Source organism: Jatrophihabitans sp. (assembly GCF_036000465.1).
In the GTDB taxonomy this organism is placed as follows: Bacteria; Actinomycetota; Actinomycetes; order Mycobacteriales; family Jatrophihabitantaceae; genus Jatrophihabitans.
Window position 1 is genome coordinate 1 of record NZ_DASYFV010000020.1, and the last position, 26,504, is coordinate 26,504.

Annotated in this window: 25 protein-coding genes; 13 read left to right on the forward strand and 12 right to left on the reverse strand. The window is 72.0% G+C overall.

From position 1 onward, the window contains the following. The first annotated feature begins 29 nt into the window (after positions 1-29). A complete protein-coding gene (locus tag VGN18_RS07985) occupies positions 30-770 on the forward strand; it encodes a hypothetical protein (protein ID WP_327539140.1) in 741 nt (246 codons plus the stop codon). 159 nt (positions 771-929) lie between these two features. Here the strand turns inward: VGN18_RS07985 and VGN18_RS07990 are convergent, their stop codons facing one another. From VGN18_RS07990 to VGN18_RS08005, 4 genes are all read right to left on the reverse strand, one after another. Further along, entirely contained in the window at positions 930-3,182 is a 2,253-nt protein-coding gene (locus VGN18_RS07990) for a metallophosphoesterase family protein (RefSeq protein WP_327539141.1), read from the reverse strand. Positions 3,183-3,301: 119 nt separating this feature from the next. After that, positions 3,302-3,691, reverse strand: coding sequence for a DUF1003 domain-containing protein (locus tag VGN18_RS07995; RefSeq protein WP_327539142.1), 390 nt, complete (start codon positions 3,689-3,691; stop codon positions 3,302-3,304). After that, positions 3,688-5,208 (reverse strand): HAMP domain-containing sensor histidine kinase, encoded by a 1,521-nt coding sequence (locus VGN18_RS08000; RefSeq protein WP_327539143.1) that lies wholly within the window; start codon positions 5,206-5,208, stop codon positions 3,688-3,690. The genes VGN18_RS07995 and VGN18_RS08000 overlap by 4 nt, the downstream gene beginning before the upstream one ends. Positions 5,209-5,308: 100 nt before the next feature. Continuing rightward, on the reverse strand, positions 5,309-6,034 hold the full coding sequence (locus VGN18_RS08005) for a response regulator transcription factor (protein WP_327539144.1): 726 nt from the start codon (positions 6,032-6,034) through the stop codon (positions 5,309-5,311). A 133-nt stretch (positions 6,035-6,167) separates the two neighbouring features. Here VGN18_RS08005 and VGN18_RS08010 point away from each other — a divergent pair, with 133 nt between their 5' ends. The 4 genes from VGN18_RS08010 to VGN18_RS08025 are packed head-to-tail and all read left to right on the forward strand — an operon-like array spanning position 6,168 to position 9,468. Further along, positions 6,168-7,553, forward strand: coding sequence for a ferredoxin reductase family protein (locus VGN18_RS08010; RefSeq protein ID WP_327539145.1), 1,386 nt, complete (start codon positions 6,168-6,170; stop codon positions 7,551-7,553). A gap of 8 nt (positions 7,554-7,561) precedes the next feature. Then, entirely contained in the window at positions 7,562-8,053 is a 492-nt protein-coding gene (locus VGN18_RS08015; protein WP_327539146.1) for an FMN-binding protein, read from the forward strand. A gap of 49 nt (positions 8,054-8,102) precedes the next feature. Then, complete coding sequence (locus VGN18_RS08020) at positions 8,103-8,813, forward strand: FAD:protein FMN transferase (protein WP_327539147.1); 711 nt, start codon at positions 8,103-8,105, stop codon at positions 8,811-8,813. Positions 8,814-8,820: 7 nt separating this feature from the next. Continuing rightward, positions 8,821-9,468, forward strand: a complete 648-nt coding sequence (locus tag VGN18_RS08025) for a nitroreductase family protein (RefSeq protein WP_327539148.1) — start codon at positions 8,821-8,823, stop codon at positions 9,466-9,468. Here VGN18_RS08025 and VGN18_RS08030 read toward each other — a convergent pair whose 3' ends face one another. After that, positions 9,469-10,953 carry an MFS transporter gene (locus VGN18_RS08030; protein ID WP_327539149.1) on the reverse strand — a complete coding sequence of 495 codons (1,485 nt, stop codon included), beginning with the start codon at positions 10,951-10,953 and terminating at the stop codon, positions 9,469-9,471. A 91-nt stretch (positions 10,954-11,044) separates the two neighbouring features. Here VGN18_RS08030 and VGN18_RS08035 point away from each other — a divergent pair, with 91 nt between their 5' ends. Together VGN18_RS08035 and VGN18_RS08040 are read left to right on the forward strand one after the other, a co-directional pair. Then, positions 11,045-12,007 carry a YafY family protein gene (locus VGN18_RS08035; RefSeq protein ID WP_327539150.1) on the forward strand — a complete coding sequence of 321 codons (963 nt, stop codon included), beginning with the start codon at positions 11,045-11,047 and terminating at the stop codon, positions 12,005-12,007. A gap of 163 nt (positions 12,008-12,170) precedes the next feature. Beyond that, complete coding sequence (locus VGN18_RS08040) at positions 12,171-12,563, forward strand: hypothetical protein (protein WP_327539151.1); 393 nt, start codon at positions 12,171-12,173, stop codon at positions 12,561-12,563. Between the two features lie 4 nt (positions 12,564-12,567). On the opposite strand, the gene VGN18_RS08045 is transcribed toward VGN18_RS08040, so the two are convergent. Together VGN18_RS08045 and VGN18_RS08050 are read right to left on the reverse strand one after the other, a co-directional pair. Next, the gene (locus tag VGN18_RS08045) at positions 12,568-13,359 is read right to left on the reverse strand and encodes an ABC transporter permease subunit (protein ID WP_327539152.1); all 792 of its coding nucleotides are present in this window, start codon (positions 13,357-13,359) and stop codon (positions 12,568-12,570) included. 1 nt (position 13,360) lies between these two features. Further along, positions 13,361-14,284: an ABC transporter ATP-binding protein gene (locus VGN18_RS08050; protein ID WP_327539153.1), complete on the reverse strand. Its 924-nt coding sequence runs from the start codon at positions 14,282-14,284 to the stop codon at positions 13,361-13,363. A gap of 189 nt (positions 14,285-14,473) precedes the next feature. Between VGN18_RS08050 and VGN18_RS08055 the strand changes: the two genes are divergently transcribed. The 6 genes from VGN18_RS08055 to VGN18_RS08080 all read left to right on the forward strand — a co-directional run bounded on the left by VGN18_RS08055 (position 14,474) and on the right by VGN18_RS08080 (position 20,985). Continuing rightward, on the forward strand, positions 14,474-15,781 hold the full coding sequence (locus tag VGN18_RS08055; protein ID WP_327539154.1) for a hemolysin family protein: 1,308 nt from the start codon (positions 14,474-14,476) through the stop codon (positions 15,779-15,781). Then, entirely contained in the window at positions 15,778-16,794 is a 1,017-nt protein-coding gene (locus VGN18_RS08060) for a hemolysin family protein (protein ID WP_327539155.1), read from the forward strand. Before VGN18_RS08055 ends, VGN18_RS08060 begins: the two co-directional genes overlap by 4 nt. Continuing rightward, the gene (locus VGN18_RS08065) at positions 16,791-17,966 is read left to right on the forward strand and encodes a PucR family transcriptional regulator (RefSeq protein ID WP_327539156.1); all 1,176 of its coding nucleotides are present in this window, start codon (positions 16,791-16,793) and stop codon (positions 17,964-17,966) included. Before VGN18_RS08060 ends, VGN18_RS08065 begins: the two co-directional genes overlap by 4 nt. A gap of 175 nt (positions 17,967-18,141) precedes the next feature. Then, positions 18,142-19,128 carry a TerC family protein gene (locus VGN18_RS08070; protein WP_327539157.1) on the forward strand — a complete coding sequence of 329 codons (987 nt, stop codon included), beginning with the start codon at positions 18,142-18,144 and terminating at the stop codon, positions 19,126-19,128. 25 nt (positions 19,129-19,153) lie between these two features. Next, positions 19,154-19,729, forward strand: coding sequence for a TerD family protein (locus VGN18_RS08075; protein ID WP_327539158.1), 576 nt, complete (start codon positions 19,154-19,156; stop codon positions 19,727-19,729). A 101-nt stretch (positions 19,730-19,830) separates the two neighbouring features. Then, positions 19,831-20,985, forward strand: a complete 1,155-nt coding sequence (locus VGN18_RS08080; RefSeq protein ID WP_327539159.1) for a HoxN/HupN/NixA family nickel/cobalt transporter — start codon at positions 19,831-19,833, stop codon at positions 20,983-20,985. Between the two features lie 77 nt (positions 20,986-21,062). Here VGN18_RS08080 and phaZ read toward each other — a convergent pair whose 3' ends face one another. The 5 genes from phaZ to VGN18_RS08105 are packed head-to-tail and all read right to left on the reverse strand — an operon-like array spanning position 21,063 to position 26,491. Further along, positions 21,063-21,878, reverse strand: coding sequence for a poly(3-hydroxyalkanoate) depolymerase (gene phaZ, locus VGN18_RS08085; protein WP_327539160.1), 816 nt, complete (start codon positions 21,876-21,878; stop codon positions 21,063-21,065). Next, a complete protein-coding gene (locus VGN18_RS08090) occupies positions 21,875-23,359 on the reverse strand; it encodes a long-chain fatty acid--CoA ligase (protein ID WP_327539161.1) in 1,485 nt (494 codons plus the stop codon). The genes phaZ and VGN18_RS08090 overlap by 4 nt, the downstream gene beginning before the upstream one ends. A gap of 43 nt (positions 23,360-23,402) precedes the next feature. Next, positions 23,403-25,130, reverse strand: a complete 1,728-nt coding sequence (locus VGN18_RS08095) for a PHA/PHB synthase family protein (RefSeq protein ID WP_327539162.1) — start codon at positions 25,128-25,130, stop codon at positions 23,403-23,405. Between the two features lie 42 nt (positions 25,131-25,172). Continuing rightward, the gene (locus tag VGN18_RS08100; protein WP_327539163.1) at positions 25,173-25,862 is read right to left on the reverse strand and encodes a hypothetical protein; all 690 of its coding nucleotides are present in this window, start codon (positions 25,860-25,862) and stop codon (positions 25,173-25,175) included. Continuing rightward, positions 25,862-26,491, reverse strand: coding sequence for an ABC transporter ATP-binding protein (locus VGN18_RS08105; protein ID WP_327539164.1), 630 nt, complete (start codon positions 26,489-26,491; stop codon positions 25,862-25,864). The genes VGN18_RS08100 and VGN18_RS08105 overlap by 1 nt, the downstream gene beginning before the upstream one ends. Positions 26,492-26,504: the final 13 nt, after the last annotated feature.

The following is a 26,504-nucleotide window of genomic DNA, read 5'->3' on the forward strand; positions in this document are numbered from 1 at the left end:
GACGCCGCCCGGCGTGTCAGACTCGCCGCATGCACGAACCTCCGCGCGGTGACGGCCGAAACCGCGGTGAGCCCGGCGTGCCGTTCGTGCGACGCTGGGAGGAAGAGGTCCTCCCGGCCTGGCTGGTGCCGACGAGCGGGGAGAACCGGCTCCCGGTCGCCGCGGCCATCATCGTCGCGGCCGTGCTGCAACTGCTCCTCCCGCAGAAGTTCACGCTGGTGCATCCGCAGTGGCTGTTGCCCGCGGCCGAAGCCGCGCTCCTGGTGACGCTGACGATCATCAATCCGGTGCGGCTCACCCGGCACACCCCGGCGGGGCGGTATCTGAGCCTGCTCCTCGTCGCCGTCATATCGCTGGACAACGGCGCGAGCGCGGTCCTGCTCGACACCAGGTTGATCGGCGGCACGGCCGGCAGCCAGGCCGCTCCCCTACTGGCCTCGGCGGCAGCGATCTACCTGACCAACCTCATCGCTTTCGGTATCTGGTACTGGGAGCTCGACCGTGGCGGCCCCTTCGCGCGCGCCGCCGCCCACAGCCCGTACCCCGACTTCCTCTTCCCGCAGATGACCCAGCACCACCTGGCCCGCAAGGACTGGGAACCCCTGTTCGCCGACTACCTCTACGTCAGCTTCACCAACGCCACGGCGTTCTCACCCACGGACACGCTGCCACTGACCCGCTGGGCCAAACTGCTCATGGCCCTCCAGAGCGCCATCGCGCTGTCCACCACGGCCCTCGTGATCGCGCGGGCGGTCAACATCCTGAAGTAACGACGGGCCGCAGCCGACCTGACAAGCAACCGGTCCCGCACGCGCCGGCCCCGCACCGGCACCACCATCCGGTCACCCCCTGCGCACCGACGAGCACTCGGCCCTCCCGGGCATCGACGGCCAAGCCGGAACCGCCGAGCCTCGAACCGAGCACCGTGGTCAGCCGGTCGCGGCGCGGAACGCGGCGACGCCCGCGGTCCAGTACATGGCGCCGGCGAACCGTCCCGTGATCGAGACCGGCCCGGCGATGCCGGGGACGAGGTAGCCGCCGAGCACGCTCGTCGTCGAGCCGGCGACGCTCGTCTGCTGCCCCGACGCGGTGACGCCGACCGTGGTCATCGTCATCGCCTGTGCGCTGGCGTGTCCCGCGATCAGGCCGACCATGAGTTCGCCGGAGGTCGCCGGGGTCACCGGACCGGATGCCGGCGCGGTGCCGGTGTTCGCCGCGCCGGAGACGGCGTCCAGTGGGCCGGCGGTCGCGACGCCGGAGAAGTCCATGACGTCGAGGGCGACCACCGCGGCCGAGGCCGTGTGCGTGACGATTGTGCTGGCCGACCTCGCGTTCGCGGCGAACCAGATCTCTCCGTCGGAGTTGTGGCCGGACACGGCCCACGTGCCGGCCCGGGTCCAGACGTTGCCGGCCGAGTCGGTGACGGAGGTGATGCGGTTACTGGTGCCCGTGTAGACGCCGGCCAGTGCCACCAGCAGGTGGCCGGCCGCGCTGGCCGCGGGCAGCCGGGCGGTGAGGGCCGTGGCCGCGGCCGTCTCGGTGGCGCCCGCCGACTGCACGAGCAGCGGACGGGTCGGTGTCCCGGATGTCACCACCAGTGTCAGCGCGGCGGTGTGCGTGATGGACGGGCCGGTGCCGGTGACGGTCAGGGTCACGGTGCCGGTCGGGGTGGCGGCGATGGTGGTGATCGTCATCGTGGCGGTGCTGCCGGTGGTGATGGTGGTCGGGTTGAACGTGACGGTGGTGCCGGCGGGTTGGCCGCTCGCGGTGAGGGTGATGTCCTGGGCGGAGCCGCCGGTGAGGGTGGTGCTGATCGTCGAGGTCGTGGTCTGCCCCGGCTGCACCGAGACCGTCGACGGATTCGCGTTCACCGCGAAGTTGTCGGCCGGCGGCGGCGGCGTGACGCTCAGGGTGACCGCAGTGGTGTGCGTGATGGACGGGCCGGTGCCGGTGACCGTGAGGGTCTGGGTGCCGGTCGGGGTGGTGGCGGAGGTGGTGATCGTCATCGTGGAGGTGCTGCCGGTGGTGATGGTGGTCGGGTTGAACGAGACGGTGGTGCCGGCGGGTAGGCCGCTCGCGCTGAGGGTGATGTCCTGGGCGGAGCCGCCGGTGAGGGTGGTGCTGATCGTCGAGGTCGTGGTCTGCCCCGGCTGCACCGAGACCGTCGACGGATTCGCGCTCACCGCGAAGTCGTCGGCCGGCGGCGGCGCGGACGCGTGACAGCTGCGGGTACCGGTGTCGGTCCAGGTCTTGCCCGCCTCGGGGACGAACCGCCAGTCGTAGCTGCTCGAGTGCAGGCTCAACGCCAGCACGCCGAACGTCGAGTTCTGGCTCGCCGCGCTGTTCGCGTGCCGCGTGCCCAGCCCGGTGAAGAAGGCGCCACCGGTCCCGACGACGAACTGCGTGATGCCGTTGGCCGTATCGAGACGGGAGGCGTTGTCCTGCGGCAGGAACCGTTCGTAGTCGTGGCTGTGCCCGCTCAGCAGGACGTCGGCGTGCGCGTCCAGCAGGTCCTGGTAGAGGGCGGTCATGACCGTGTTGTCGCCGTCGTGGCCGCTCGAGTAGCGCGCGTGGTGATCGACGGCGAGCAGGCAGCGGCCGGCATGGCTTGCGAGGTCGGCGCGCAACCAGACGTCCTGCGCCCCGCCCGAAGCGCACCCGCCGACGATCTTGGTGCAGTTCGAGTTGAGCGCAACGACGTGCCAGGCGCCGATGTCATAGCTGTAGTAGCCCTTCGTCGGGTCACCGGCCGCGGCACCGAAGTACCCGTAATACCCCTTCGCGCCGGAGTAGCCGTAGTCGTGGTTACCGGCCTCCGGGTGGATCAGCCCCTTGACCCGGCCCCACGTCGAGTTGAAGACCGTGGCGAAACCGGTCGGTGACGGGTCGCTCTGCATGTTGTCGCCCAGGGTCAGGACGTCGCTGTACCCGCCGTCGACGAGCAGGTTCGACGTGTACTTCTGCCGGCAGGCCGTCGCGGTCCCGTTGCCGCCGTTGTAGTTCGCGTCCCCGGCGCCGCAGGCGATGTCGCCCGCGGCGGCGATCACCGGATCGGTGCCCGCGGCCGCGGCCGGCGGGGCCGGCTCACCCCCGCCGAGCGGTGACGCGACCGCGCTGCCGACGGCCGGAACCACCAGGACGAACCCGCTGAAGAGCGCAACAAGAAGTTGACGACGGAACATGGCGATGACCCTTCCCCCCGTGCCGAGAAACACCGGCGAGGTCGAGTTTCAGCGCAAGATCCGGTAAGGGGTAGGAGCGAACGTCCCAGGGTGATCAGCCCGGACGGCACGGTCGCCGATCAGCCGGCGTTCTCGATCACCCGGCGGTGCAGCTCGGTCGTCAGGGCGTGGATCTCGCGGGTCAGCTGGGTGTTGGTCTTGAGCTCGGTCTCCTGCTCGACGAAGTCGTGGTTCGCCTTCTCCTGCTGGAACGTCGCGGCCCGGTTCTGCCCGATCATCACGAACGTCGAGAGGAAGATCGCCTCCAGCGAGACGACGAGGGTGAGCGTCGGCCACGGGCTCTTCTCGACGAACAGCATCCAGCCGGCGAAGACGACGATGTGCAGGTAGACGAAGGTCATCGACCCGGCGAACTTGGTGATCGCGTCGGCGGTCTTGAGCTGGAGGTCCTCCGCGCGGCGCCGGCGCAGCCGGGTCACGACCGGATGTTCGACGGCGGCTGCAGTCATCGGGGGAACTCCTCGTCCTCGGCGGAATCGGCGTCCGTGGTGTCGGTGTCGTCGTCGAGATCTTCCTCCGAAGATCGGCTCGCGCCCAGGGTGACGGTGAACCGCGTGTCGCCCGGCCGGCTGGTGACCGTGATGGTGCCGCCGTGCGCCCGCACGATCGCGTCGACGATGGCGAGCCCCAGACCGCTGCTGCCGGTGCTGGCCGAGCGCGCCTGATCGGCCCGCACGAAGCGTTCGAAGATGCCGGGCAGCACGGGGGCGGGCACGCCCGGGCCGTCGTCGGCCACCTCGATGCGGGCCTGGCCCGTGTCGGTGCGCTGCAGCGAGACGAGCACCGTCGTGCCGTCGGGCGTGTGCGTGCGCGCGTTGGCCAGCAGGTTGGCCAGTACCTGGTGCAGCGCGTGCTCGTCGCCGTCGACGGCGATCGGCTCGCGGGGGAGGTCGAGCTGCCAGCGGTGCTGCGGCCCGGCGACCCGCGCGTCACTCGTGGCGTCGAGCACGAGCCGGGTGAGGTCGACCTCGTCGTGCGCGAGCGGGCGGCCGGTGTCGAGCCGCGCGAGCAGCAGCAGGTCGTCGACGAGGTGGCCCATCCGTTCGGACTCCGCGCCGATGCGGGTCAGCGAGCGCTCGACCTCGGGCGTCAACGGCCCGCCGGTGCGGCGCGCCAGCTCGGCGTGGCTGCGCACGACGGCGACGGGCGTGCGCAGCTCGTGGCTGGCGTCGGCGATGAAGCGGCGCAGCCGCTCCTCGCTCGCCTGCCGCTGGTGCAGCGACGACTCGACGTGTTCGAGCATGTGGTTGAACGCCGTCGACAGCGTGCCGACCTCGGTGTGCGGGTCGCCCTCGGGGGCCCGTTCGGGCAGCGACACCGTGCCGCTCGACAGCGGCAGGTCCGATACCCGCGACGCCGTCTCGGCGACCCGGTTCAGCGGGCGCAGCGCGAGCCGCACGAAGAACGCGCCGCTGATGCCGGCGAGGGCGAGCGCGCCAGCGAACACGACCGCCTCGATGCCGACCAGCCGGCCGATCGTCTCGTCGACCGGATGCTCGGGCAGCCCGGTGATGAGCAGGTCCTGGTCCTGGCCGCGGTTGACGATGATGCGGTACTCACCGAGGTGCTCGAGTCTGATCGTCCGCGGATGGCTGCTGGCCGTCAGCGTGGCCAGCTGGGCCCGCGCCCTCGACCCCGGTGCCGTGCTGCGGTCGTCGGGGTCGCGGCCGACGACCGCTGCCGCGGTCACCGTGCCGTTCAGCACCCGGGCGCCGAGCGTGCCGGTCGCCTGGCCGGCGACGTCGCTGAACCGGTTGTTGTCGGCGTCGCCGTCGGGGTGCTCGAGGCTGAGCGAGAAACGGTCGCCCGCGGCGGCGAGCTGCTGGTCGAGCCGCTCGATCAGGAAGCCGCGCAAGGCGATGCTGGTGACGAGCGCGACCAGCACGAACGCCACGACGAGCAGCGCCAGCAGCAGCGCGACCAGCTGGGTGCGGAGCCGCGGGGTCTGAAATCTGCGCTCGCTCATGCGGCCTCCTCGGGGCCGCTCATTGCGTTCGGGCCCGTCGTCGCCGCATCTCTCGCCTGGCGGCTCGAACGATCCTCATTGTTCGCACCGCTTGCGTCGCTCACGCCACCGGCTTGAGCACGTAACCCACTCCGCGCACGGTGTGGATCATCGGCTCGCGGCCGCGATCGATCTTCTTGCGCAGGTAGCTGATGTAGAGCTCGACGACGTGGGCGCGCCCGCCGAAGTCGTAGCTCCACACCCGGTCGAGGATCTGCGCCTTCGACAGCACCCGGCGCGGGTTGAGCATCAGGTAGCGCAGCAGCTCGAACTCGGTGGCGGTGAGGTCGATGGGGTCGCCGCCGCGGAACACCTCGCGGGCGTCCTCGTCGAGGGTCAGGTCGCCGACGACGATGGCCGAACCGGCGTCGGCCGAGCCGACGCCCGCGCGGCGCACGAGCCCGCGCAGCCGGGCGAGCACCTCTTCCATACTGAACGGTTTGGTGACGTAGTCGTCGCCGCCGGCGGTGATGCCGGCGATGCGGTCCTCGACGGCGTCGCGGGCGGTCAGGAAGAGAACGCAGACGCCGGGGTTCGTCGCGCGCAGCGAGCGCAGCACCTCGAGGCCGTTGGTGTCGGGCAAACCGATGTCGAGGATCACCGCATCGGGTCGGAACTCCTCGGCGATGCGCCGGGCCGAGGCGCCGTCGTGCGCGCTGCGGGCCGACCAGCCCTCGTAGCTGAGCATCGTCGTCAGCACGTCGGCGAGGTCGCGCTCGTCGTCGACGACGAGCGCGCGCAGCGGGGTGCCGTCGGGCCGGTGCAGGGGTGGTGCTTGCTGGGTCACCCGCCCAGCATGACGACTGCCCGCTGACGGTTCCCTCTGCGCCACCTCTGAGAACCGTCTGAATTGCCTCATCCCGGGCCGCGAACCGGGCGATCCATAGCGATTAGAGAGCGGCGGGCGAGAAGGTGCAGGCATGGTCGCGCCCTCGTCCGCCCGCCTCGCCCCGAGCGAGACGTCCGGCGCGCCGCGGATGACGATCTCGGCCGACCGGACGGCGTCGGGCCTCGCGCTCGCGGTGATCGGTGTCGGCGGCCTCGCGGTGATCGGGCTGTGGTGGTCGGACACCGTGTTCATCGACGGATTCGGCAGCTGGTTGACCAACGCCGGTCGCATCACCGGGCTGCTCGCCGGCTACGTGATCGTCGTGCTGCTCGCGCTGATGGCGCGCGTGCCCGCGCTCGAACACACCATCGGCACCGACCGGCTCGCCCGCTGGCACGCGATGGGCGGCCGGTACACGGTCAGCCTGGCCGTGGCCCACACGCTGCTGATCATCTGGGGCTACGCCGTCACCGCGAACACCGGCCTGGTGCACGAGACCTCGTCGCTGCTGCTCACCTACCCCGACGTGCTGATGGCCACCGTTGCGCTGCTGCTCCTCGTCGCGGTCGGCGTCGTCTCGGCCCGGGCGGCCCGGCGGCGGCTGAGCTACGAGACGTGGCACTTCATCCACCTCTACACCTACCTCGCCGTCGCGCTGATGTTCGCGCACCAGTTCTCGACCGGCGCCGACTTCATCACCAACCGGCCGGCCCGCGTGCTGTGGTCGGCGATGTACGTGGCGGTCGGGGCGGCGCTCGTCTGGTACCGGCTCGTCGTGCCGATCAACGGCGCGTTCCGGCACCGGCTGCATGTCGTAGAGGTGCGCCCCGAGAGTCGCGATGTCGTGTCGGTCTACGTGTCGGGCCGCTACGTCGACGAGTTGCACGCGCAGCCGGGGCAGTTCTTCCGCTGGCGCTTCCTGACCCGCGATCTCTGGTGGGCGGCCAACCCGTACTCGCTGTCGGCCGCGCCGCGACCCGGGCTGCTGCGATTCACGGTGAAGATCGCCGGCCGGCACAGCGCGGCGCTGCGGCAGCTGCAGCCGGGCACCGCCGTCCTCGCCGAGGGGCCGTACGGGTCGTTCACCGCGGCCCGGCGGCGGCGTCGCAACGTGCTGCTGATCGGCGCCGGGGTCGGCATCACGCCGATGCGGGCACTGCTCGAGTCGATGCCGGGGGACCCCGGCGACATCACTCTGGTCTATCGCGCCAGCTCGCCCGACGACCTGGTGCTGCGCAACGAGATCGACCAGATCGCCGCCGCCCGCGGCGCGCGGGTGCATTACGCCGTCGGCTCGCGCCGGCGCGGCCGGCCGGATCCGCTCGCGGTCGGTCGGCTGCAACGCCTGGTCCCGGGGCTCAGCCACCACGACGTGTTCATCTGCGGGCCGGACGACCTCGCCGCCCGGCTGCGCAAGGGACTGCGCGAGGCCGGCGTCCCGGCCTGGAACATCCACCACGAATCCTTCACGTTCTAGGGCCGATCATGAAACGCGTCCTCGTCACCATCACCGGCACCGTGTTCGGCGTCGTCGCGCTGCTCAGCTTCAAGACGCAGGGCCATCCGCGGGCGTTCGCGGGCGCGCTGCCGAGTGCCGCCGCGCCAACCTCGCCCGCCGGCGCGCCGGCCACGACCTCGGGCGGGGGCGGCAGCACCCCGCCCGACCCCAGGTCGTCGTCGGCCGCGGCGACGGGTGCGAAGAAGCGCTACGTCGGTTCGGCCATCGAGACGCCGTACGGCGTCGTGCAGGTCGCGGTGACGACGAAGGGGTCGCGCATCGCGAACGTGTCCTTCGTCCAGCTGACCGCGTTCGACGGCCGCTCGCAGGAGATCAACTCCCAGGCCGCACCGATCCTGCTGCAGGAGACCGTCGCGGCGCAGAGCGCCCAGATCGACACCGTCTCGGGCGCGACCTACACGACCGACGGCTATCTGCAGTCCCTGCAGAGCGCGTTGGACCAGGCCGGCATCAAGTAGCTCCGTGACGTCGGCAACTGGCATTCCGCTACGCATCGTGGAGCCGTGCATGGGCACGGTGTTCTCCTTCGATCTCCGTGCCCCGGGCGTCGAACGGGCCGCCCTCGACGACGCAATCGCCTGGCTGCACCGCATGGACGCGATGTTCTCGACGTATCGCACCGACAGCGTCATCAGCCGGCTCGGTCGGGGCGAGCTCGAGCTCGCCGACTGCCCGCCCGAAGTGAGCGAGGTGCTCGACGCGTGCGCCGCCCTGACGGCCGCCACCGACGGCTACTTCGACGCCCACGCCGGCGGCCGCCTCGACCCCTCGGGCTACGTCAAGGGCTGGGCGATCGAGCGGGTGTCCGACCGGCTCGCCGCCGCGGGGTCGGCCAACCACTGCGTGAACGGTGGCGGCGACGTGCAGTGCCGCGGAACCGCGGCGCCGGGCCGCGACTGGCAGGTCGGCATCGCGCACTCGCTGCGTCCGGGCGAGCTCGTCGCGACCGTCGCCGGGCGCACGCTGGCCGTCGCGACGTCGGGCTCGGCCGAGCGCGGCGCCCATGTGCTCGACCCGCACACCGGACGCTCGCCCGCCGCGCTCGCGAGCGTGACCGTCGTCGGTACCCGGCTGGCCGAGGTCGACGCCCTGGCGACCGCGCTCTTCGCCATGGGCGAGCGGGCCGAGCGGTTCGCGACCGATCGGGGCCTGCGGGCGCTGGTCGTGCACGCCGACGGCCGCAGCACCACGATCGGGGCGCCGGCCGCGCTGGCATAGTCGAGGCATGCCGACCCTCCCCCTCTCGCCCGACGAGCTGCTGACCACCACCCGCACCGTGCGCAAGCGCCTGGACCTCACCCGTCCGGTGCCGATGGAGCTCGTCCGCGAGTCGATCGAGGTCGCCCTGCAGGCGCCGTCGGGCTCGAACCGGCAGGGCTGGCACTGGCTGGTGATCACCGATGTGGAGCGCCGCCGCCGCATCGGCGAGATCTACGGTGAGGTGACCCGCCGCTACCTCGCGTCGAAGGCGTCGGCCGCGAGCCTGTTCCCCGACGACCCGCAGCGCGCCTCGGTGCAGGTGCGGGTGGGCGACAGCGCGGCCTGGCTCGGCGAGCACATGGGCGACGTGCCCGTGCTCGTCATCCCGTGCATCGAGTCGACGCCCGAGCTGCCGACCGGTAACCAGGCCGGCCTGTGGGGGTCGCTGCTGCCGGCCGCGTGGAGCTATGCCCTCGCCGCCCGCGCCCGCGGGCTCGGGACGGCGTGGACGACGTTGCACCTGGCCCGGGAGGCCGAGGTCGCCGAGCTCCTCGACCTCCCGCCGCACGTCCACCAGGGTGCGCTGCTGCCGACGGCGTACTTCACCGGTGAGACGTTCAAGCCCGCCTCGCGCCAGCCGCTGGACGAGGTGCTGCACGTCGACGGCTGGTGATCACGCCCCGGTCCGGGCCCGGCGGGGCAGCAACCAGCCGAGGGCGAAGGAGATCCCGAGCATCACCAGCGTGGCCCACAGCGTGGCCTCGACCGCGCCGAGGTGACGCCCGGCCGCCAGGGCCGCTCGCGGACCGCCGTGTTCGAGCGCGAGGCGGCTGAAGAACAGCGTGGCCAGCACAGCGACGCCGAGCGACGAGCCGAGCTGCTGCAGCGATTCGAGCACGGCCGACGCGGAACCGACCTCGTGGTCCTCGATCTCGCCGGTGATGATGCTGAACAGCGGCACGAAGATCATGCCCATCCCGGTGCCGACGACCGCCAACCCGGGCAGCAGCGCACCGGCCCCCGGCATCGCGCCGGAGTGCGCGAGCGAGACGAGCAGGACCTCTACGCCCACGGCCATGATCGACAGGCCGACGTGCAGGATCGGGCGCCCGACGGCCGTCGCCGCCCACGCCCCGACGCCGGAGCCGACGACCGCACCCACCGACATCGCGACCAGGTAGAGCGCGGCGTGCATCGCGGTGAAGCCGAGCCCGACCTGCAGGAACAGTCCGAGCGTCAGGGAGAAGCCGGTGATCGCACCGAAGAACGACAGCGTGAACGCCACGCCCGACACGTACGACCGCTTGGCCAGCACGCTGAACTCGACGAGCGGGGTGGTTCCCCGGCGGGTGCGGCGCCGCTGCTGGGCGACGAACACCGCGAGCAGCGGGACGGCGGCGGCCATGGCCGCGAACAGCCAGACCGGCCAGCCCAGGCTGCGGCCGTCGACGAGCGGGAACACGAGCAGGAAGCTGGCCGCGCCGATCAGCCCGGTGCCGACGAGGTCGAGCCGGATGCTGGGCTTCGACACCCCGGCGGGCAGCACGCGGTGCCCGACCGCGAGGGCGAAGAGGCCGAACGGCACGTTGATCAGGAACAGCGAGCGCCAGTCGGCGCCGAACGGGTCGAGCTGGATGAGGGAGCCGGCGACGATCGGACCAGCCACTGTCGACAGCCCGATGATCGGGCCGAAGGCGGCGAACGCCTTGCCGATCTGGTCGGGCGGGAAGAGGTCGCGGATGAGCCCGAAGGTCTGCGGGGTCAGCAGCGCCGCCGACAGCCCCTGCACGACACGGGCGGCGATGAGGGATCCCGGCGACCACGCGGAGGCGCACGCGACCGAGGCGACCAGGAACCCGGTGAGCCCGAGCAGCAACATCGTGCGCCGGCCGTAGCGGTCACCGAGCCGCCCGCCGGTGAGCAGTCCGACGGCGATGGCCAGCGTGTACGACGCCGCGATCCACTCGATCGCCGAGGCCGAGGCGCCGAGATCACGCTGGATGGACGGCGCCGCGACGTTGAGGATCGTGGAGTCGAGGATGTTCAGGATCATGGCGGTGATCACGACGGCGAAGCCGGTCCAGCGGCGGCGCACGACGGCGCTCGCCTCCGACGCGGCGAGGTCGGGTGGGGCGGTTCGATCGACGGTGGCGGTCACGGCGGGCTCCCTGGTTCGCTTCGGATGTCGCGGCCGACGCTAGGCGGGCAATAGGAACGTTCCGTTCCGCATTCGGGCCTAGTCTCGAACCATGACCGAGACGTCCGGACGGCTGCTCCGGCTGCTGTCGCTGCTGCAGACCCCGCGCGAGTGGCCCGGCCCCGAGCTGGCCCGCCGCCTCGAGGTGAGCACCCGCACGGTGCGCAACGACGTCGAGCGCCTGCGCGGCCTGGGGTACCCGGTCGAGGCCACCCGCGGCGCGATCGGCGGCTACCGCCTCTCGGCCGGCACGGCCATGCCACCGCTGCTGCTCGACGACGAGGAGGCCGTCGCCGTGGCGGTCAGCCTGCGCACGTCGGCCGGCGGTGGCGTGGGCGGCATCGAGGAGACGTCGCTCCGCGCGCTCACCAAGCTGCAGCAGGTGCTGCCGAAACGGCTCGCCGGTCGGGTCGACGCGCTGCAGTCCTACACCGTGCGCCTCGCCGGCACGCGCGGTCCGCGGGTCGACGGTGCCGTGCTCGGCACGATGGCCGCCGCCGCGCGCGATCGCGAGGTGCTGCGCTTCGCCTACTCCGACCACGCCGGCTCGTCGTCCGAGCGCCGGGTCGAGCCGTACCGCCTGGTCAACCTCGGCCGCCGCTGGTACCTCGTCGCCTTCGACGTCGAGCGGGACGACTGGCGCACGTTTCGCGTCGACCGGATGGACGACGTGCGTTCGGTCGGGCACCGCTTCACCAGGCGGGCCCTGCCCGCCGACGACGTCGCGGGCTGGGTGGCGACGAAGACCCGCTCGGTGCAGATGCGCTTCCGGGCCCGGTTGCGCGTCCACGCCTCGGCCGACGACGTCGCGACGAAGATGGGCGCGTGGCACGAGGGCAGCATCGAGCCGCTCGACGCGCACACCTGCGTGATCACGATGGGCGGGCGGTCAGCCGCCGAACTGGCCGTCTGGCTCGGCTTCCTCGACGCCGACTTCGAGGTGCTCGACTCACCCGAGCTCGCCGGCGCCGTCCGGGCGCTGGGCCAGCGCTTCGTCCGGGCCGCCGCCGACTGAGCGGCACGTGGTGCCTGGACTTCTCGCGCTGAGTCCACCGCACCGCCGGGGCGGCCACCACGAACATCACCCACCTCGCCCACTCAACGAAGAACTACCCGACCTACCGGACGTACGCCGGTGGTCGCCTGACGTCGCAGCCGGGGCTGGATAGCCTTCGGGCGTGAGCACTGCAGGCGCCAGCTTCCCGTTCCGGTTCGAGCCGCGCTACGCCCGGGCCGCCCGCCTGTTCGGCATCACCGAGGCGCGCACCGCGATCGTCGTCGACGATCAGCGGTTGCGGGCCCGGTTCGGTCCGTGGCACATCGACACCCTGCTGGCCAACATCACCTCGGTGTCGCTCACCGGGCCGTACCTGTTCGTCAAGACGGCCGGCCCGGCCCGGCTCGGGATCACCGACCGCGGCCTGACCTTCGCGACCAACTCGCAGGCCGGCGTGTGCCTCGAGTTCGCCGAGCCGATCACCGGCATGGACCCGCTCGGGGTGATCCGGCACCCGAACCTGACGCTCACCCCGGTCGACTGCGCCGGGCTGGCCGCCGCGTTACGTCGCTGACCGGTCAGGCGTCGCGGCGCTCGATGAGCGCGGCCGCCAGGCCGAGGGTCGCGACGGCGTACAGGCAGAGCGCGCCCAGCCCGGCGTACGGGCCCAGTGCGTCGCCCTGCCGGCGCATCGTGAACACCTGCATCCCGGCGTTGACCGGCAGGTACGGGCGCACGGTGTGCGACCACGACTCGGGCAGCAGGTTGACGACGGCGCTCGTGGCGAACAGCAGCCCGAACAGCGCCGACAGCGCGCCGGCGGTGTGCCGGATCAGCGCGCCGAGGCCGAAGCCGAGCAGGGCGACCGCGGTCAGGAACAGCCCGCCGCCGGACACCGCCCGGAGGACCCCGGGGTCGCCGAGCGAGCTGCCGGCGTCGGCGTCGGAGAGGATCGCCTGCCCGACGCCGTAGGACGCGAACGACAGGACCTCGCCGACAACGAGCGCCGCACCACCGACCACGACGGCCTTGGCGGCGAGCAGGGGCCGGCGTTGCGGCACCGCGCCGAGCGTCGCCCGGATCATGCCGGTGCCGTACTCGGAGCTGATGGACAGCACGCCGAGCGCGCCGAAGGCCACCTGGGCCAGCAGGATGCCGCTCAGGCTCAGCTCGGTCGGTTCGAACCCGCCACCGTCCTTCCCGCGGTGCAGCAGCCACACGAAGCGCGAGCAGATCGCGATACCGAGGCCGAGCGTGCCGGCGACGGCGGCGAGGGCGGTCCAGTACGTCGAGCGGACCGAGCGGAGCTTCGTCCACTCCGAGCGGAGGACGTTCGCGAATCCGAGCGTGGGCAGTGTCGGTGCGGTCATGTCAGGCCACCTCTCCGGCCGGGTGGGCCCGGAAGTCGAGCCGGTCGCGGGTGAGTTCGAGGAACGCGGCCTCGAGGGAGGCCTGGCGCGGTCCGAGTTCGTGCACCGTGACCCGGTGCGCCGCCGCGATGTCGCCGATGGCGGCGCTGGTCAACCCGCTGACGTGCAGCTCGGCGGGGTCGTCGCCGTCGCGCACCGTTCCGCCGGCTTCGGCGAGCAGCCGGTGCAGCCGGCCGGCCTGCGGCGACCGCACCAGCACGTGGTCGAGGCCGCTGCGCCGGATCACCTCCGCCGTACTCGCCTCCACGACGAGCCGACCCTGCGCGATGACGATCAGGTGGTCGGCCGTCAGCGCCATCTCGCTCATCAGGTGGCTCGACAAGAGCACAGTGCGACCCTCCGCGGCGCGGGCGCGCAGGAACTGCCGCACCCAGACGATGCCCTCGGGGTCGAGGCCGTTGACCGGCTCGTCGAGCAGCAGCACCGGCGGGTCGCCCAGCATGGCGGCCGCGATCCCGAGGCGCTGGCTCATCCCGAGCGAGAACCCCTTCGTCCGGCGCCGGGCGACCGACTCCAGGCCGACCAGCTCGAGCACCTCGTGGACGCGCCGCGACGGCAGCCCGTTGCTCTGGGCCAGGCACAGCAGGTGGTTGTAAGCGCTGCGGCCGCCGTGCATGGCCCGCACCTCGAGCACTGCACCGACCTCGTGCAGCGGCCGCCGCCACCGGGCGTACGGGCGTCCGTTGATCGAGACCGAGCCGGCGCTCGGCCGGTCCAGACCGAGCATCATCCGCATCGTCGTGGACTTCCCGGCGCCGTTGGGCCCGAGGAAGCCGGTCACCCGCCCGGGGCGCACGTCGAAGTCCAGGCCGTCGACGACCAGGTGCTGGCCGTACCGCTTGCTGAGCTGCCGTACCTCGATCATCGGTGATCCCCATTCGTCTCTGTGACGAGCGAAGTCTGCGAGGCCACGGGACGCGGCGCATCGGGAAGCACCCCGAATCCGACCCTGAACCGACCCGGGAACCACCGACCCGCCGCGGGTCGTTGCCCGGGGACAGGGCGCACCGGGCAGGCTGGTCCGGACGACGGCGTGGCGGAAGGACGGACCGGGATGACCGAGTGGCTGCTGCTCGCGCTCAGCCTCGTCCTCATCGCCGTGTGCGGGGTCTTCGTCGCCGGCGAGTTCGCGCTTATGACCACCGACCGGGCGACGGTCGAGCGGGTGGCCGCGACCGGCGACAAGCGGGCCGGGGGCGTGCTGGCGGCGATGCGGTCACTGTCGACCCAGCTGTCCGGCGTCCAGGTCGCCATCACGCTCACCAACCTGGCCATCGGGTTCCTGTCCGAACCGGCGATCGCGCAGCTGCTGCACGCGCCGCTCGCCGCGGTCGGCGTGCACGGCAGCACGGCCGTCGCCGTCGCCGTCGCCGTCGCGCTGGTCACGTCGACGGTCCTGACCATGGTGTTCGGTGAACTCGTGCCGAAGAACCTCGCCCTAGCCCTGCCGCTGGCGGTCGCGCGCGCCGTGCAGGGACCGGTGCGGGCGTTCACCCGCGTCATGCGCACGCCGATCCGCGCCCTCAACCGGGTAGCCGACGGCGTGCTGCACCTGTTCGGGCTCGAGGCCCGCGAGGAGCTCGCGTCGGCCCGCACCCCCGACGAGCTGCTCTCCCTCGTCCGCCACTCGGCCAGCGAGGGCACGCTGGCGGTCGGCACCGCGACGCTGCTCGTCCGATCCCTGGCGTTCGGCGACAAGCACGCTCGTGACGTGCTCACCGCCCGACCGCAGATGGTCGCCGTCGCGGCCCGCGATACCGTCGCCGCGATGCTCGACGTCGTGCGGGCGAGCGGGCACTCGCGCCTGCCCGTGCTCGGCCCGCACGGCCTGGACGACGTCACCGGGGTCGTCGAGCTCGACCAGGCCGTCGCCGTGCCGGTCGAGCGCCGCGAGAGCGTGCTGGTGCGCGACGTCATGCGGGCACCGGTCGAGGTGCCCGAGTCGCTACCGCTCGACGCCGTGCTGCAGGCGCTGCAGGCCGGTCGCTCGCAGCTCGCCCTCGTCGTCGACGAGTACGGCGGCACCGCCGGGGTGGTGACCGGCGAGGACCTGCTCGAGGAACTCGTCGGCGAGGTCGAGGACGAACACGACGCGCCGATGGCCCCGGCGCGGCGCGTGGGCGACGGGTTCGACGTGTCCGGGCTGCTGCGCCCGGACGAGGTGCGGGCCGCCACCGGCCTGACGCTGCCCGAGCACGGCGTCTACGAGACGGTCGGCGGGCTGGTCATGCGCGAGCTCGGACGCCTGCCGGTCACGGGTGACAGGGTTGCCGTCGCCGACGTTGAGCTCACCGTGCTGCGCATGGACGGCCGCCGCGTCGACCGGCTGCTCGTGACGGCGCGGACCGAGGCAGGGGCATGAGCGCCGGGGTGGGCATCGCCGTCACGGTGGCGCTGCTGCTGGCCAACGGATTCTTCGTCGGGGCCGAGTTCGCGCTGGTGTCGGCCCGGCGGGCCGGTATCGAGCCGCGGGCCGAAGCGGGCTCGCGGGCGGCGCAGACGACGCTGCGGGCGATGGAGAACGTGTCGCTGATGATGGCCGGCGCGCAGCTCGGCATCACGCTGTGCTCGGTGGCTCTCGGCGCGGTCAGCGAACCGGTGATCGCCCACGAGCTCGAGCCGCTGTTCGACCTCGTCGGGCTACCGACGAGCGTGCTGCACCCGGCGGCGTTCGTCGTCGCTCTGCTGCTGATCACCGTGCTGCACGTGGTGATCGGCGAGATGGTGCCCAAGAACATGGCGCTGGCCGGGCCCGAGAACGCGGCCCTGCGCCTGGCCCCGATGCTGGCCGCCCTCGTGCGGGTGGCCCGGCCGCTGATCGCGCTGCTCAACCTGCTGGCCAACGCGGTGCTGCGCGCGGTCGGGGTGCGCCCGCGCGACGAGGTGGTCAGCGCCTTCACCCGCGACGAGGTCGCGGCGATGGTCGACGAGTCGCACCGCGGCGGCCTGCTCGACCGGGCCGACCGCGACCTGCTCGACGGCGCCCTCGCCTTCGACGCGGCCACCGTCGCCGCGCTCACCCTGCCGATGGCGCGCGTCCACACGCTCGGTGCGGCCGCGACCCCGGAAGACGTGGAGGAGCTCGCCGCCCGCACCGGCGTCACCCGGTTCCCGCTGCACTCGGCGCACCGCCTGACCCACTACGTCCACGTCAAGGACACTCTCGGCATCGCGGCGGCCGACCGCCGGCGACCGGTGCCGATCGGCCGTCTGCGGGCGCTGCCCGACGTCGCGAGCACCGCCTCGCTCGCGACCGCGATCGACGTCATGCGCACGCATCGCGCGCACCTCGCCCGGGTGGTGGGCGACGGCGGCGCGACGCTCGGCATCATCACCCTCGACGACATCCTGGCCAGCCTGGTGCGCGCCCGGTGAGCCGCGTCGACGCCGAGACGCTGGCCGAGGTCGCCGCGGGCGGGTCGAGCGACGCCGGCGCGGTGCCGGTCGCGCTGCTGGGCGACTTCCTCGAGGTCGTCGTCGCGGCGGTCGAGGACGGGCGCCCGGTGAGCGCGGCCCGGCTGCGGGCCTACCGCGCCCTCGGCGATCGCGCCGCCGGGCAGGGGGTGGCGCTGCGGGCGCTGCTCGACCTCTACCTGTCGGCCACCTGGCGGCTGTGGCGGCACCTGCCGTCGGTGCGGGGCGCGGCGGCCGATCCCGATGGGGTGGTGGTCGCCGGCGAGGTCATGCTGCACGCCGTCGACGACGTCGTCGCCGCGCTGACCGAGGGCTACCAGCTCGCCCGCCGCTCGCTGATCCGCAGCCAGGAGGCGGCCCGGCGCGAGTTCGTCGAGGACCTGCTCGGCGGGGCCAGCGACGTCGTCGGGGTGGTGCATCGCGCCGCCGGGTTCGGCCTCGACCTCACCGGGCCGCACGCGGTGGTGACGATCCGGGCCGAGCGCGGCTTCGACGGGAGCGGGCCGCTCGTCGCCGCGCTCGAACGCTCGATCCTGGGGTCGAAGGGCGATGCCGATGCGCTGCTGGCGAGCAAGGACGGCCGGCTCGTCGTGGTCTTCGCCGCCCCCGATCGCGCGGCGGTCGCCGAGGTCACTGAGCGGCTCAGCCGCGCGTTGCGCAAGGCCGGCCGCGGGCGGGAGTCGGTCGGCTCGTGGCAGCTCGGCGTCGGGCGGCCGCGCCCCGGCGCCGACGGTGTGGTCGCCTCCTACCGCGAGGCCGGGGACGCCCTCGACCTGGCCGCCCGGCTCGGGCTCGATGCGCCGGTCGTGGATGCCGCCGACCTGCTCGTACACCGGATGCTGCTGCGCGACCGGAACGCGCTCGGCGACCTCGTCGAGACGACCCTCGCGCCGTTGCGCGAGGCGCGCGGGGGAGCGCAGCCACTGCTCGACACCCTGATCGTGTACTTCCGCGCCGGCGGCAACGGCGCGGCCGCGGCGCGCGCACTGCACCTCTCGGCCCGCGCGCTGACCTACCGGCTCGTGCGCATCGCCACGCTTACCGGCCTCGACCCGGACTCGGCCGACGACCGCTTCACCCTGCAGGTCGCGGTGTTCGGCGCCCAACTGCTCGGCTGGGCCGGGGCGGACTGAACCGGCGCCCGGCCCGCTCACAGGTGGTTCTCGGCTGAGCCAGGCGGGTTGCCGCTATCCGGCAATCTGTCGCGCAGTTCTTGGGTCCTTGACGCCGCGGAACTGCCTCTTCCGGCAAGCAGACTACTAAGTAGTGCGCCGCAGACCGCGGGGCCGGTCTGCCGGAGGAGCCGCCGTGAACGTCCCGCTCTGGGCCTGGATCGCCTTCGCGGCCGTGGTCGTCGTGATGCTGGCCGTCGATCTGCTCGCCCATCGCGGCGCGCACGTGATCGGCTTCAAGGAGGCCGCGCGCTGGAGCGCGGTCTGGGTCGGCGTCTCGCTGATCTTCGCCGGGGTCGTCGCGCTGACGCTCGGCGGTACCGCAGGTGTCGACTTCACCACCGCCTGGCTGCTCGAGAAGAGCCTGTCGGTCGACAACCTGTTCGTCTTCGCGCTGATCTTCGGCTACTTCAAGGTGCCGCGCGAGTACCAGCACCGCGTGCTGTTCTTCGGCGTCATCGGCGCGCTCGTCTTCCGCGGCATCTTCCTCGCCGCCGGTGTCGCGATCGTCAGTCGGTTCACCGCGATCCTGTTCGCCTTCGCCGCTGTCCTGCTCTACAGCGCCTACAAGCTGACCAAGGACGAGGACGAGAGCTATGACCCGAGCACCAGCCTCGCGCTGCGGGTCATGCGCAGGATCGTGCCCGTCCGTGACGAGTACGCCGGCACGAAGTTGGTCGTCAAGGAGGCGGGCAAGCGCATCGCCACGCCTCTGCTCGCGGTGGTCGTGGCCATCGAGGCCGCCGACCTGGTGTTCGCCGTCGACAGCGTGCCGGCCGTGCTCGCGGTCAGCGACGACGCGTTCATCGTCTATACGAGCAACGCCTTCGCGATCCTCGGCCTGCGGGCGCTGTACTTCCTGCTCTCGGGCCTGCTCGAGAGGTTCCACCTGCTGTCCAAGGGCCTCGCGATCATCCTCGGCTTCATCGGCGTGAAGCTGATCCTGCAGGCCTCGCACAAGGTGATCAGCACCTCCGTCCCGGAGATCCCGTCGCTCGTCAGCCTCGGCGTCATCGTCACCGTGCTGACCGCCTCGATCGTCCTCAGCCTGCGGCGCCCGTTGCCGCCGGCCGAGGAGGGCGCCACCCCACAGCCGGCCGTCGCCGGCGCAACCAACCAGTGACGCACCACCGACGAAAGGAAGCATCATGAGTGTCAGCCTCGCCAAGGGCGGCAACGTCTCGCTCACCAAGGAGGCCCCCGGCATGACCGACGTGCTCGTCGGCCTCGGCTGGGACGCCCGCACCACCACCGGCACCGACTTCGACCTCGACGCCTCGGCGATCATGCTCGACAGCACGGGCAAGGTGCTCTCGGACCAGCACTTCATCTTCTTCAACAACACCGCGTCGCCCGACGGCGCCGTCCAGCACACCGGGGACAACCTGACCGGCGAGGGCGACGGCGACGACGAGTCGATCAAGGTGAACCTGACGAAGATGCCGGCCGAGGTGCAGAAGATCGTCTTCCCGGTGAGCATCTACGAGGGCCAGTCGCGCGGGCAGGGCTTCGGCCAGGTGCGCAACGCGTTCATCCGGATCGTCGACCAGTCCGGCGGCACCGAGATTGCCCGCTACGACCTCACCGAGGACGCCTCGACCGAGACCGCGATGCTGTTCGGCGAGCTCTACCGCAACGGGGCGGAGTGGAAGTTCCGCGCGGTCGGGCAGGGCTACTCGTCCGGCCTCGTGAGCATCGCGCAGGACTTCGGCGTCAACGTCTGACGTGCCGCCAACCGGCCGATCGGGCAGGCCCGTCCTGCTCGATCGGCCCGGTTATTGCCAGTCAGTTGCAATAAGCGGGCGCGCCCCCTAGCGTCGTTCGGGTGAGCAATCCGCCCGGCCACATCGCGCGTTTCCGGGCCACCCTCTCGCCGCACGACCGCCGCTCCCTGGTCGGGATGGGCGCCTTCATCGTCCTGCTCCACGTGATCGGCCTCGGCACGCTGTTCCTGCTGGTCGTGCCGGCCAACCTGAAGCTGGGCGGCGAGCACCCCGTCTTCAACGTCGGCGTCGGCGTGCTCGCGTACACCTTCGGCATGCGGCACGCGTTCGACGCCGACCACATCGCCGCCGTCGACAACACCACCCGCAAGCTGCTCGCCGACAACCAACGAACGGGGAACACCCGCAAACCGCTGTCGGTCGGCTTCTGGTTCTCCCTCGGCCACTCGACGATCGTCTTCCTGCTGACCTTCCTGCTGGCCCTCGGCATCAAGGCCCTGGCCGACCCGCTCGAGAACAGCGGCTCGACGCTGCACTCGGCCACCGGCATCATCGGCGCCTCGGTGTCCGGCGTCTTCCTCTGGATCCTCGGCATCCTGAACCTCGCCGTGCTGGTCGGCATCATCAAGGTGTTCCGCCGCATGCGCCAGGGCGAGTTCGACGAGGCCGAGCTCGAGGAGCACCTCAACAAGCGCGGCTTCATGAACCGCTTCCTCGGCGGCCTCACCAAGTCGGTCCGCAAGGCCTGGCACATCTACCCGATCGGCGTGCTGTTCGGCCTCGGCTTCGACACCGCCACCGAGGTGGGGCTGCTGGTGCTGGCCGGCGGCGCCGCGGCGTTCAACCTGCCGTTCTACGCGATCCTCGTGCTGCCGGTGCTCTTCGCCGCCGGCATGTGCCTGCTCGACACCGTCGACGGCGTGTTCATGAACGCGGCCTACGGCTGGGCGTTCATGAAGCCGGTGCGCAAGGTCTTCTACAACATCACCATCACCGCGGTGTCGGTCGCGGTCGCGCTCATCATCGGCACCATCGAGCTCGTCGGTGTGTTGGCCGACCGGGCGAACATCACCTCGGGCCCGATCGCCGCCATCGGAGCCATCCCGCTCGACTACGCCGGCTACGGCATCGTCGGGTTGTTCGTGCTCTCCTGGGTCATCGCCCTCGCGGTCTGGCGCTTCGGCCACATCGAGGACAAGTGGAGCGCCGACCTGCTGCCGTCGACCCAGCACCGGGTGCTGGCCGAGGCCGACTGACGCGTACCTCCCGGCCTACTCGTTGCTGCTGAGCCGCGCCCGCCGCTGACGCGGAACTACTCGGGTGGGGCGGGCCGTCACGCCTCGGCGAGGAACGTGGCCACCGACGCGGCGAGCTCGGGAGCGCGGGTGAGCAGGCCGAGATGGCCGTCGGGGTAGATCTCGACGCGGGCGTTCGGCAGCAGGCAGCCCATGATGCGGGCGTTCACGACCGGCACGATCGGGTCGTCGTCGCCGGCCAGTATCAGCGTGCGCTGCCGGATGAACGGCAGCCAGGGCAGGCTCGTCCAGCCCGCGGTGCCGAGCAGCTGGTACAGGTAGCCGCGGCTGCTGCCGCCCTGCGCCCGCGCCTGCAGCGGCGACCCGGTGGCGTCGAGGCGCAGCGCGCCGCCGTAGATGTCGCCGGCCACCCGTCGCGCGTAGACGGGGTCGCGGTGACGACGCGGCGTCAGCATGTGTCGCAGCACGGCCGGACGTCCCGGCACCATCAGCGATCCGGTCGCGGTCGCGACGAGCACGAGCCGGCGGCAGCGGCGCGGGTTCTGGAACGCGAACTGCTGGACCAGCCCACCGCCCCACGAGATGCCGAGCACGTCGACGCGATCGTGGCCGAGCTCGTCGAGCACCCGGCCCAGCAGTTGGGCGACGAGCTGGTAGGGGTGCGGCACGGCCGGCGTCGGCGAGCCACCCACCCCGGGCACGTCGAACCGCACGACCTCGATCGACGGATCGAGCGCCGCGACGAACGGGTCGAGCACCTCGAGCGGCACGCCGATACCGTTGGCCAGCACCAGCGGCGGACCGTCGCCGGTACCCGGACGCACGCGCACCCGGACCGAGCGGCGTCCGACGTAGACGACCCGCTCGTGGTCCAGGAGCGCCGCGTCGCTCACTCGGACGGCGCCTCGACCTCACGGCGCAGGATCTTGCCGGTCGGGCCCTTCGGCAGCTCGTCGACGATCCAGACCTTGCGCGGGTACTTGTAGGCCGCGACGCGTTCCTTGACGTGCTCCCTCAGCTCGTCGGGGTCGACGCTCTTGCCCGACTTCAGCGCGACGGCGGCGCCGACCTCCTCGCCGAGCTCGGGGTGCTTCATGCCGATGACGGCGGCCTCGGCGACGGCCGGGTGCTCGTACAGCGCCTCCTCGATCTCGCGCGGGTAGACGTTGTAGCCGCCACGGATGATCATCTCCTTCTTGCGGTCGACGATCGTGTAGTAGCCGTCCTCGTCGCGGGTGGCGAGATCGCCCGAGCGGAACCAGCCGTCGGGGATGGCCTCCTTCGTCGCGTCCTCGCGCTGCCAGTAGCCCTTCATGACGCCCTCGCCGCGGATCGCGATCTCCCCGACCTCGCCGTCCTCGACGTCATTGCCGTCGTCGTTCACCAGACGCAGTTCCATGCCCCGCACCGGCGTGCCGATGGTGCCCGGCTTGCGCTCGGCGTCGGGGTGGTTGAAACAGGCGACGGGAGCGGTCTCGGAGAGCCCGTAGCCCTCGAGGATGATGCAGCCGAACTCCTCCTCGAAGGCCTTCATGATCTCGACCGGCATCGCCGAACCTCCGGAGATGCAGGCCCGCAGCGACGACAGGTCGGCGGTGTCCTTCGAGTCGTGGTGCAGCATGCCGGCGTACATCGTCGGGACGCCCTCGAAGACCGTCACCTTGTCCCGGCCGATGACCTCGAGCGCCTTGCCACCGTCGAAGCGGGGAATGAGGGTCAGGCAGGAGCCGATCAGCACCGACGCGTTGAGCCCGCAGGTCAGCCCGAACACGTGGAACAGCGGGAGGCAGCCCATGATCACGTCGTCGGGGCCGATGTCGAGGAGGGTCTCGGCCGTCGTCGCCGCGTTCGTGATCATGTTCGCGTGGGTGAGCTCGGCGCCCTTCGGCTTGCCGGTGGTGCCCGAGGTGTAGAGGACGACGGCGGTGTCGGAGTCGTCGCGATCGACCAGCTCGGTCCTCTCGTCGGGCAACCCGTCCGGGCCGAGCGCGCCGCTGATGATGCATTCGATGCCGGTGGACTGAGCCGCCTCCTTCGCGGCATCGGCCATCTGCTCGCCGGCGACGATCACCTTCGCGCCCGAGTCGGACACGTAGAACTCGACTTCGCGCCCCTTGAGCAGCGGGTTCATCGGCACGACGGTGGCCCCGGCGATCAGTGCCCCGTAGAACGCGACCGGGTAGGCAGGCACGTTGGCCATCTGCAGGCCGACGCGATCGCCGACCTCGACGCCCTTCGAACGCAGCAGCGTCGCCATCCGCTGGGCCGAGTCGAGCAGTTCGGCGTAGGTCAGCTCCGCGTCGTCCAGACGCAGCGCGCACCGGGCGCCGTGCTTCTCGGCCGTGCGGACGAGATTCTGCGCGAGGTTGGGCATCAATTCCTCCTGAGCCGCCGGGGCGGCGTCGATGGTCGGGCGGTCAGCGTTCGAGGACGTAGGTGCCGGGCGCGTCGGCGAGCGGCTCGAACCCATTCAAGCCGGGTTCGGCGGGCGCGTCGCGCCGAGCGCCGGTGCGCGCGGCGAGCCAGTCGGTGTAGTCGGTCCACCAACTGCCCTTCTGCTTCTCGGCGTTCTCGAGCCACTTCTCGGCATCGTCGGGCGCGAACTCGCCGGCGTGGAAGGAGGCCTTCTCGTTGCCGGGCGGGTTGACGATCGCGGCGATGTGCCCGCTCGTCGACAGCACGAATCGCGTCGTGCCGCCGAGCAGCCGGGTGGTCTGGTAGCAGTTCTGCCAGGGGCAGAGGTGGTCGGCGACCCCGGCGACGACGTAGGAGTCGACGTCGATCTGCGACAGGTCGACGGGCGACCCGCACAGCGTGGCCGCCCCCGGCTTGGTCAGCAGGTTGTCCTGCGCGAGCGCGATGAAGTCGTGGTGCAGCTTGGCCGGCATGCGGGTGGTGTCGGCGTTCCACGACAGGATGTCGAAGGCCGGCGGCGGCTTGCCCAACAGGTAGTTGTTGACCCAGTAGTTCCAGACGAGGTCGCGCGGGCGCAGCCACGCGAACACCTCGGCCAGCGCGGCGCCGTCCAGGTAGCCCTTGCGTTCGGAGCGGGCGGTCGACGCCTCCGACGCGCGCCGGTCCGACAGCGCGCCCGGCGTGCCGGCGTGGTGCTGGTCGAGGACGGTGACCAGCAGCGACAGCGCGGCGATGCGGTGCTGCTGGCCCGTCGCCGCGAGGTGGGCCACGAGCATCGAGGTGAGCATGCCGCCCGAGCAGAGCGCGAGCAGCGCCGTCTTGGGCGAGCCGCTGATCTTCTCGACCGCGTCGAGCGCCTCGACGATCGCCTCGGCGTACGCGTCGGCGCCCCACTCGGCGCCCTCGGATCTCGGGTTGCGCCACGACACCATGAACACGTGCTGGCCGGCCTGCACCAGGTGCTCGACGAGACTGCGTCCGGGGGAGAGGTCGACGACGTAGAACTTGTTGATCGTCGGCGGGACGATGAGCAGGGGGACCTCGCGCACCTGCTCGGTCTGCGGCGCGTACTCGATCAGCTCGATCAGCGGGTTGCGGAAGACCACCGAACCCGGGGTCATCGCGAGGTCGCGGCCGACGGCGAAGGCGTCGGGCTCGACCATCCGCGGCACCCGCGGCGCCTTGGCGAGGTCGCGCACCATGGCCGCCGCCCCGCGGGTCAGAGTGGTGCCGCCGCTGTCGATCGCCGCCTTCCACGCCGCCGGGTTGAGCAGGGCGGTGTTGGTCGGCGCCAGGGCCTCGACCACGTTCTCGGTCAGGAACCTGATGCGCTGCTCGGTGCGCCAGTCGAGCGGCAGTTCCTCGACCAGGCGCTCGGCCGCACCCCCGGCGGCGAGGTAGGCCTGGGCGATCCGGTGCAGCACCGGGTTGCCCGTCCACGCCTCGTCGGCGAAGCGTTTGTCCCGCCGGTCCCAGGTGATCTCGGAGCGGCCGACCGCGATGCGGGCCAGCTCGGCCACGGTGTCACCGGCGAGGCGGGCGGCCGGGGCCGGCGTCCGGGCGAGGGCCGCGGCGAAGCGCAGCCCGGCGCGACCGGGCAGCCAGCGGCCGAGCGTCGTGCCCGCCTCGGCGAGCATCGTGTCCATCGGGGCCGCGGCGCCGACGGCATCGGCCCCGCTCCGGTCGGAGGAGTTCGCGGTGTCGGTCGGGTCGCTGCTCGTGGCGTCCACCCCATTCGGTCGGTCCCCTCCCTCTACCCAATTCGCGGCGGTTCAATCGCCGTCCGTCGGACCGTGGCGCCGGACGGACAGCCGCGCCCCCACGAACACCCGGGCGATCACGAACAGGCCGATCGCGTACAGCGCGGTCTGCCCGAGGGGACCCCAGACGGAGCCGTGCCCGCTGACCCCGATGTCGATGATCCGGCGCGGTCCGTAGAACGGCAGCAGCTTCGCCACGACCGCCTCCGGTCCGACGGCGAGCTGCACCCCGACGACGCCGATGAGCAGCAGGGTGCCCTCGAGCTCGCGCGGCACCAGGGCGGCGACGGCGAGGCCGAACGGGACGGCCTGCACCGCCACGACGACGAGGCCGAGCAGCAGGGCCGCGGGACTGGCCGGGTCGGACAGCGCCGTCATCAGGGCGGTGAACAGGCCGGCGATGACGATCCCGAGCGGGCCGAGGAACATCAGGCGGCCGAGCAGCAGCTCGATCGGCCGGTACCCGGCGAGCACGAGTCGTTGGTCGACGGCGAGCGATGACAGGGCCGAGAACAGCGCCGCCCCGCCGACGGCGAAGGCCATGCCGACCCCGCCGGCCGGCAGCGACTGGCGCCCCTTGCCCGCCGACGCCAGGTAGAAGCTCAGCGGCAGCGCCACCAGCAGGCCGAGGGCGATGTGGCGGCGCACGAGGTCGCGGCCGTGCATCTCGGCCATGATCACGATCCGGCCGACGCCGGTCATCAGTGCCGCCCGCGGTGCGAGGGATGCGCCGGCAGCTCGACCACGCGATCGACCCGGGTCAGTTCGGCGAGCATGTGGGTGACGACGACGATCGCGCGGCCCTGCTCCCGCCAGCGTTGGCAGTGGTCCCAGAAGTTGGCGTAGGTGCCGCGGTCGAAGCCCTGGTACGGCTCGTCGAGCAGCAGCAGCCCCGGATCGTTCAGCATCGCCAGGGCCAGGTTCAGCTTCTGCCGCGTCCCGCCCGACATGTCGGCCGTCACCACCTGCCGGTCGATCGGGAAGTCGAACTCCGCGAGCAGCGCGTGACCGCGGTCGAGCGCCTCGCTCCGCGACAGCCCGACGCCGCGGCCGAACATCATCAGGTGCTCGTCGCAGGTGAGGAGTTCGAACAGGGCCGGCTCCTGCGGGCAGTACCCGATCCGGTTGCCGACGAGCACCCGGCCACGATCCGCGCGCAGCAACCCGGCGCAGATGCGCAGCAGGGTGCTCTTGCCGGCGCCGTTCTCGCCGGTCAGGGCGACGATCTCGCCGGCGTCGACGGTCAGGTCGACGTTGTCGAGGATCGGGGTCCGGCCGTAGGCCTTGCTCACGCCCGACACCACCAGCTCGCGGTGCGTGACGGCCGGCATGACGCCACGATCC

What these genes read in the sequence shown, in the direction of transcription:
- VGN18_RS07985 (WP_327539140.1), top strand. Translation starts at nt 30, where the DNA reads ATGCACGAACCTCCGCGCGGTGACGGCCGAAACCGCGGTGAGCCCGGC.
- VGN18_RS08020 (WP_327539147.1), top strand. Translation starts at nt 8,103, where the DNA reads ATGGGCACGGTGTTCTCCTTCGATCTCCGTGCCCCGGGCGTCGAACGG.
- VGN18_RS08035 (WP_327539150.1), top strand. Translation starts at nt 11,045, where the DNA reads ATGACCGAGACGTCCGGACGGCTGCTCCGGCTGCTGTCGCTGCTGCAG.
- VGN18_RS07995 (WP_327539142.1), bottom strand. Translation starts at nt 3,691, where the DNA reads ATGACTGCAGCCGCCGTCGAACATCCGGTCGTGACCCGGCTGCGCCGG.
- VGN18_RS08050 (WP_327539153.1), bottom strand. Translation starts at nt 14,284, where the DNA reads ATGATCGAGGTACGGCAGCTCAGCAAGCGGTACGGCCAGCACCTGGTC.
- VGN18_RS08060 (WP_327539155.1), top strand. Translation starts at nt 15,778, where the DNA reads ATGAGCGCCGGGGTGGGCATCGCCGTCACGGTGGCGCTGCTGCTGGCC.
- VGN18_RS07990 (WP_327539141.1), bottom strand. Translation starts at nt 3,182, where the DNA reads ATGTTCCGTCGTCAACTTCTTGTTGCGCTCTTCAGCGGGTTCGTCCTG.
- VGN18_RS08100 (WP_327539163.1), bottom strand. Translation starts at nt 25,862, where the DNA reads ATGACCGGCGTCGGCCGGATCGTGATCATGGCCGAGATGCACGGCCGC.
- VGN18_RS08000 (WP_327539143.1), bottom strand. Translation starts at nt 5,208, where the DNA reads ATGAGCGAGCGCAGATTTCAGACCCCGCGGCTCCGCACCCAGCTGGTC.
- VGN18_RS08025 (WP_327539148.1), top strand. Translation starts at nt 8,821, where the DNA reads ATGCCGACCCTCCCCCTCTCGCCCGACGAGCTGCTGACCACCACCCGC.
- VGN18_RS08045 (WP_327539152.1), bottom strand. Translation starts at nt 13,359, where the DNA reads ATGACCGCACCGACACTGCCCACGCTCGGATTCGCGAACGTCCTCCGC.
- VGN18_RS08015 (WP_327539146.1), top strand. Translation starts at nt 7,562, where the DNA reads ATGAAACGCGTCCTCGTCACCATCACCGGCACCGTGTTCGGCGTCGTC.
- VGN18_RS08055 (WP_327539154.1), top strand. Translation starts at nt 14,474, where the DNA reads ATGACCGAGTGGCTGCTGCTCGCGCTCAGCCTCGTCCTCATCGCCGTG.
- VGN18_RS08105 (WP_327539164.1), bottom strand. Translation starts at nt 26,491, where the DNA reads ATGCCGGCCGTCACGCACCGCGAGCTGGTGGTGTCGGGCGTGAGCAAG.
- VGN18_RS08010 (WP_327539145.1), top strand. Translation starts at nt 6,168, where the DNA reads ATGGTCGCGCCCTCGTCCGCCCGCCTCGCCCCGAGCGAGACGTCCGGC.
- VGN18_RS08090 (WP_327539161.1), bottom strand. Translation starts at nt 23,359, where the DNA reads ATGCCCAACCTCGCGCAGAATCTCGTCCGCACGGCCGAGAAGCACGGC.
- VGN18_RS08075 (WP_327539158.1), top strand. Translation starts at nt 19,154, where the DNA reads ATGAGTGTCAGCCTCGCCAAGGGCGGCAACGTCTCGCTCACCAAGGAG.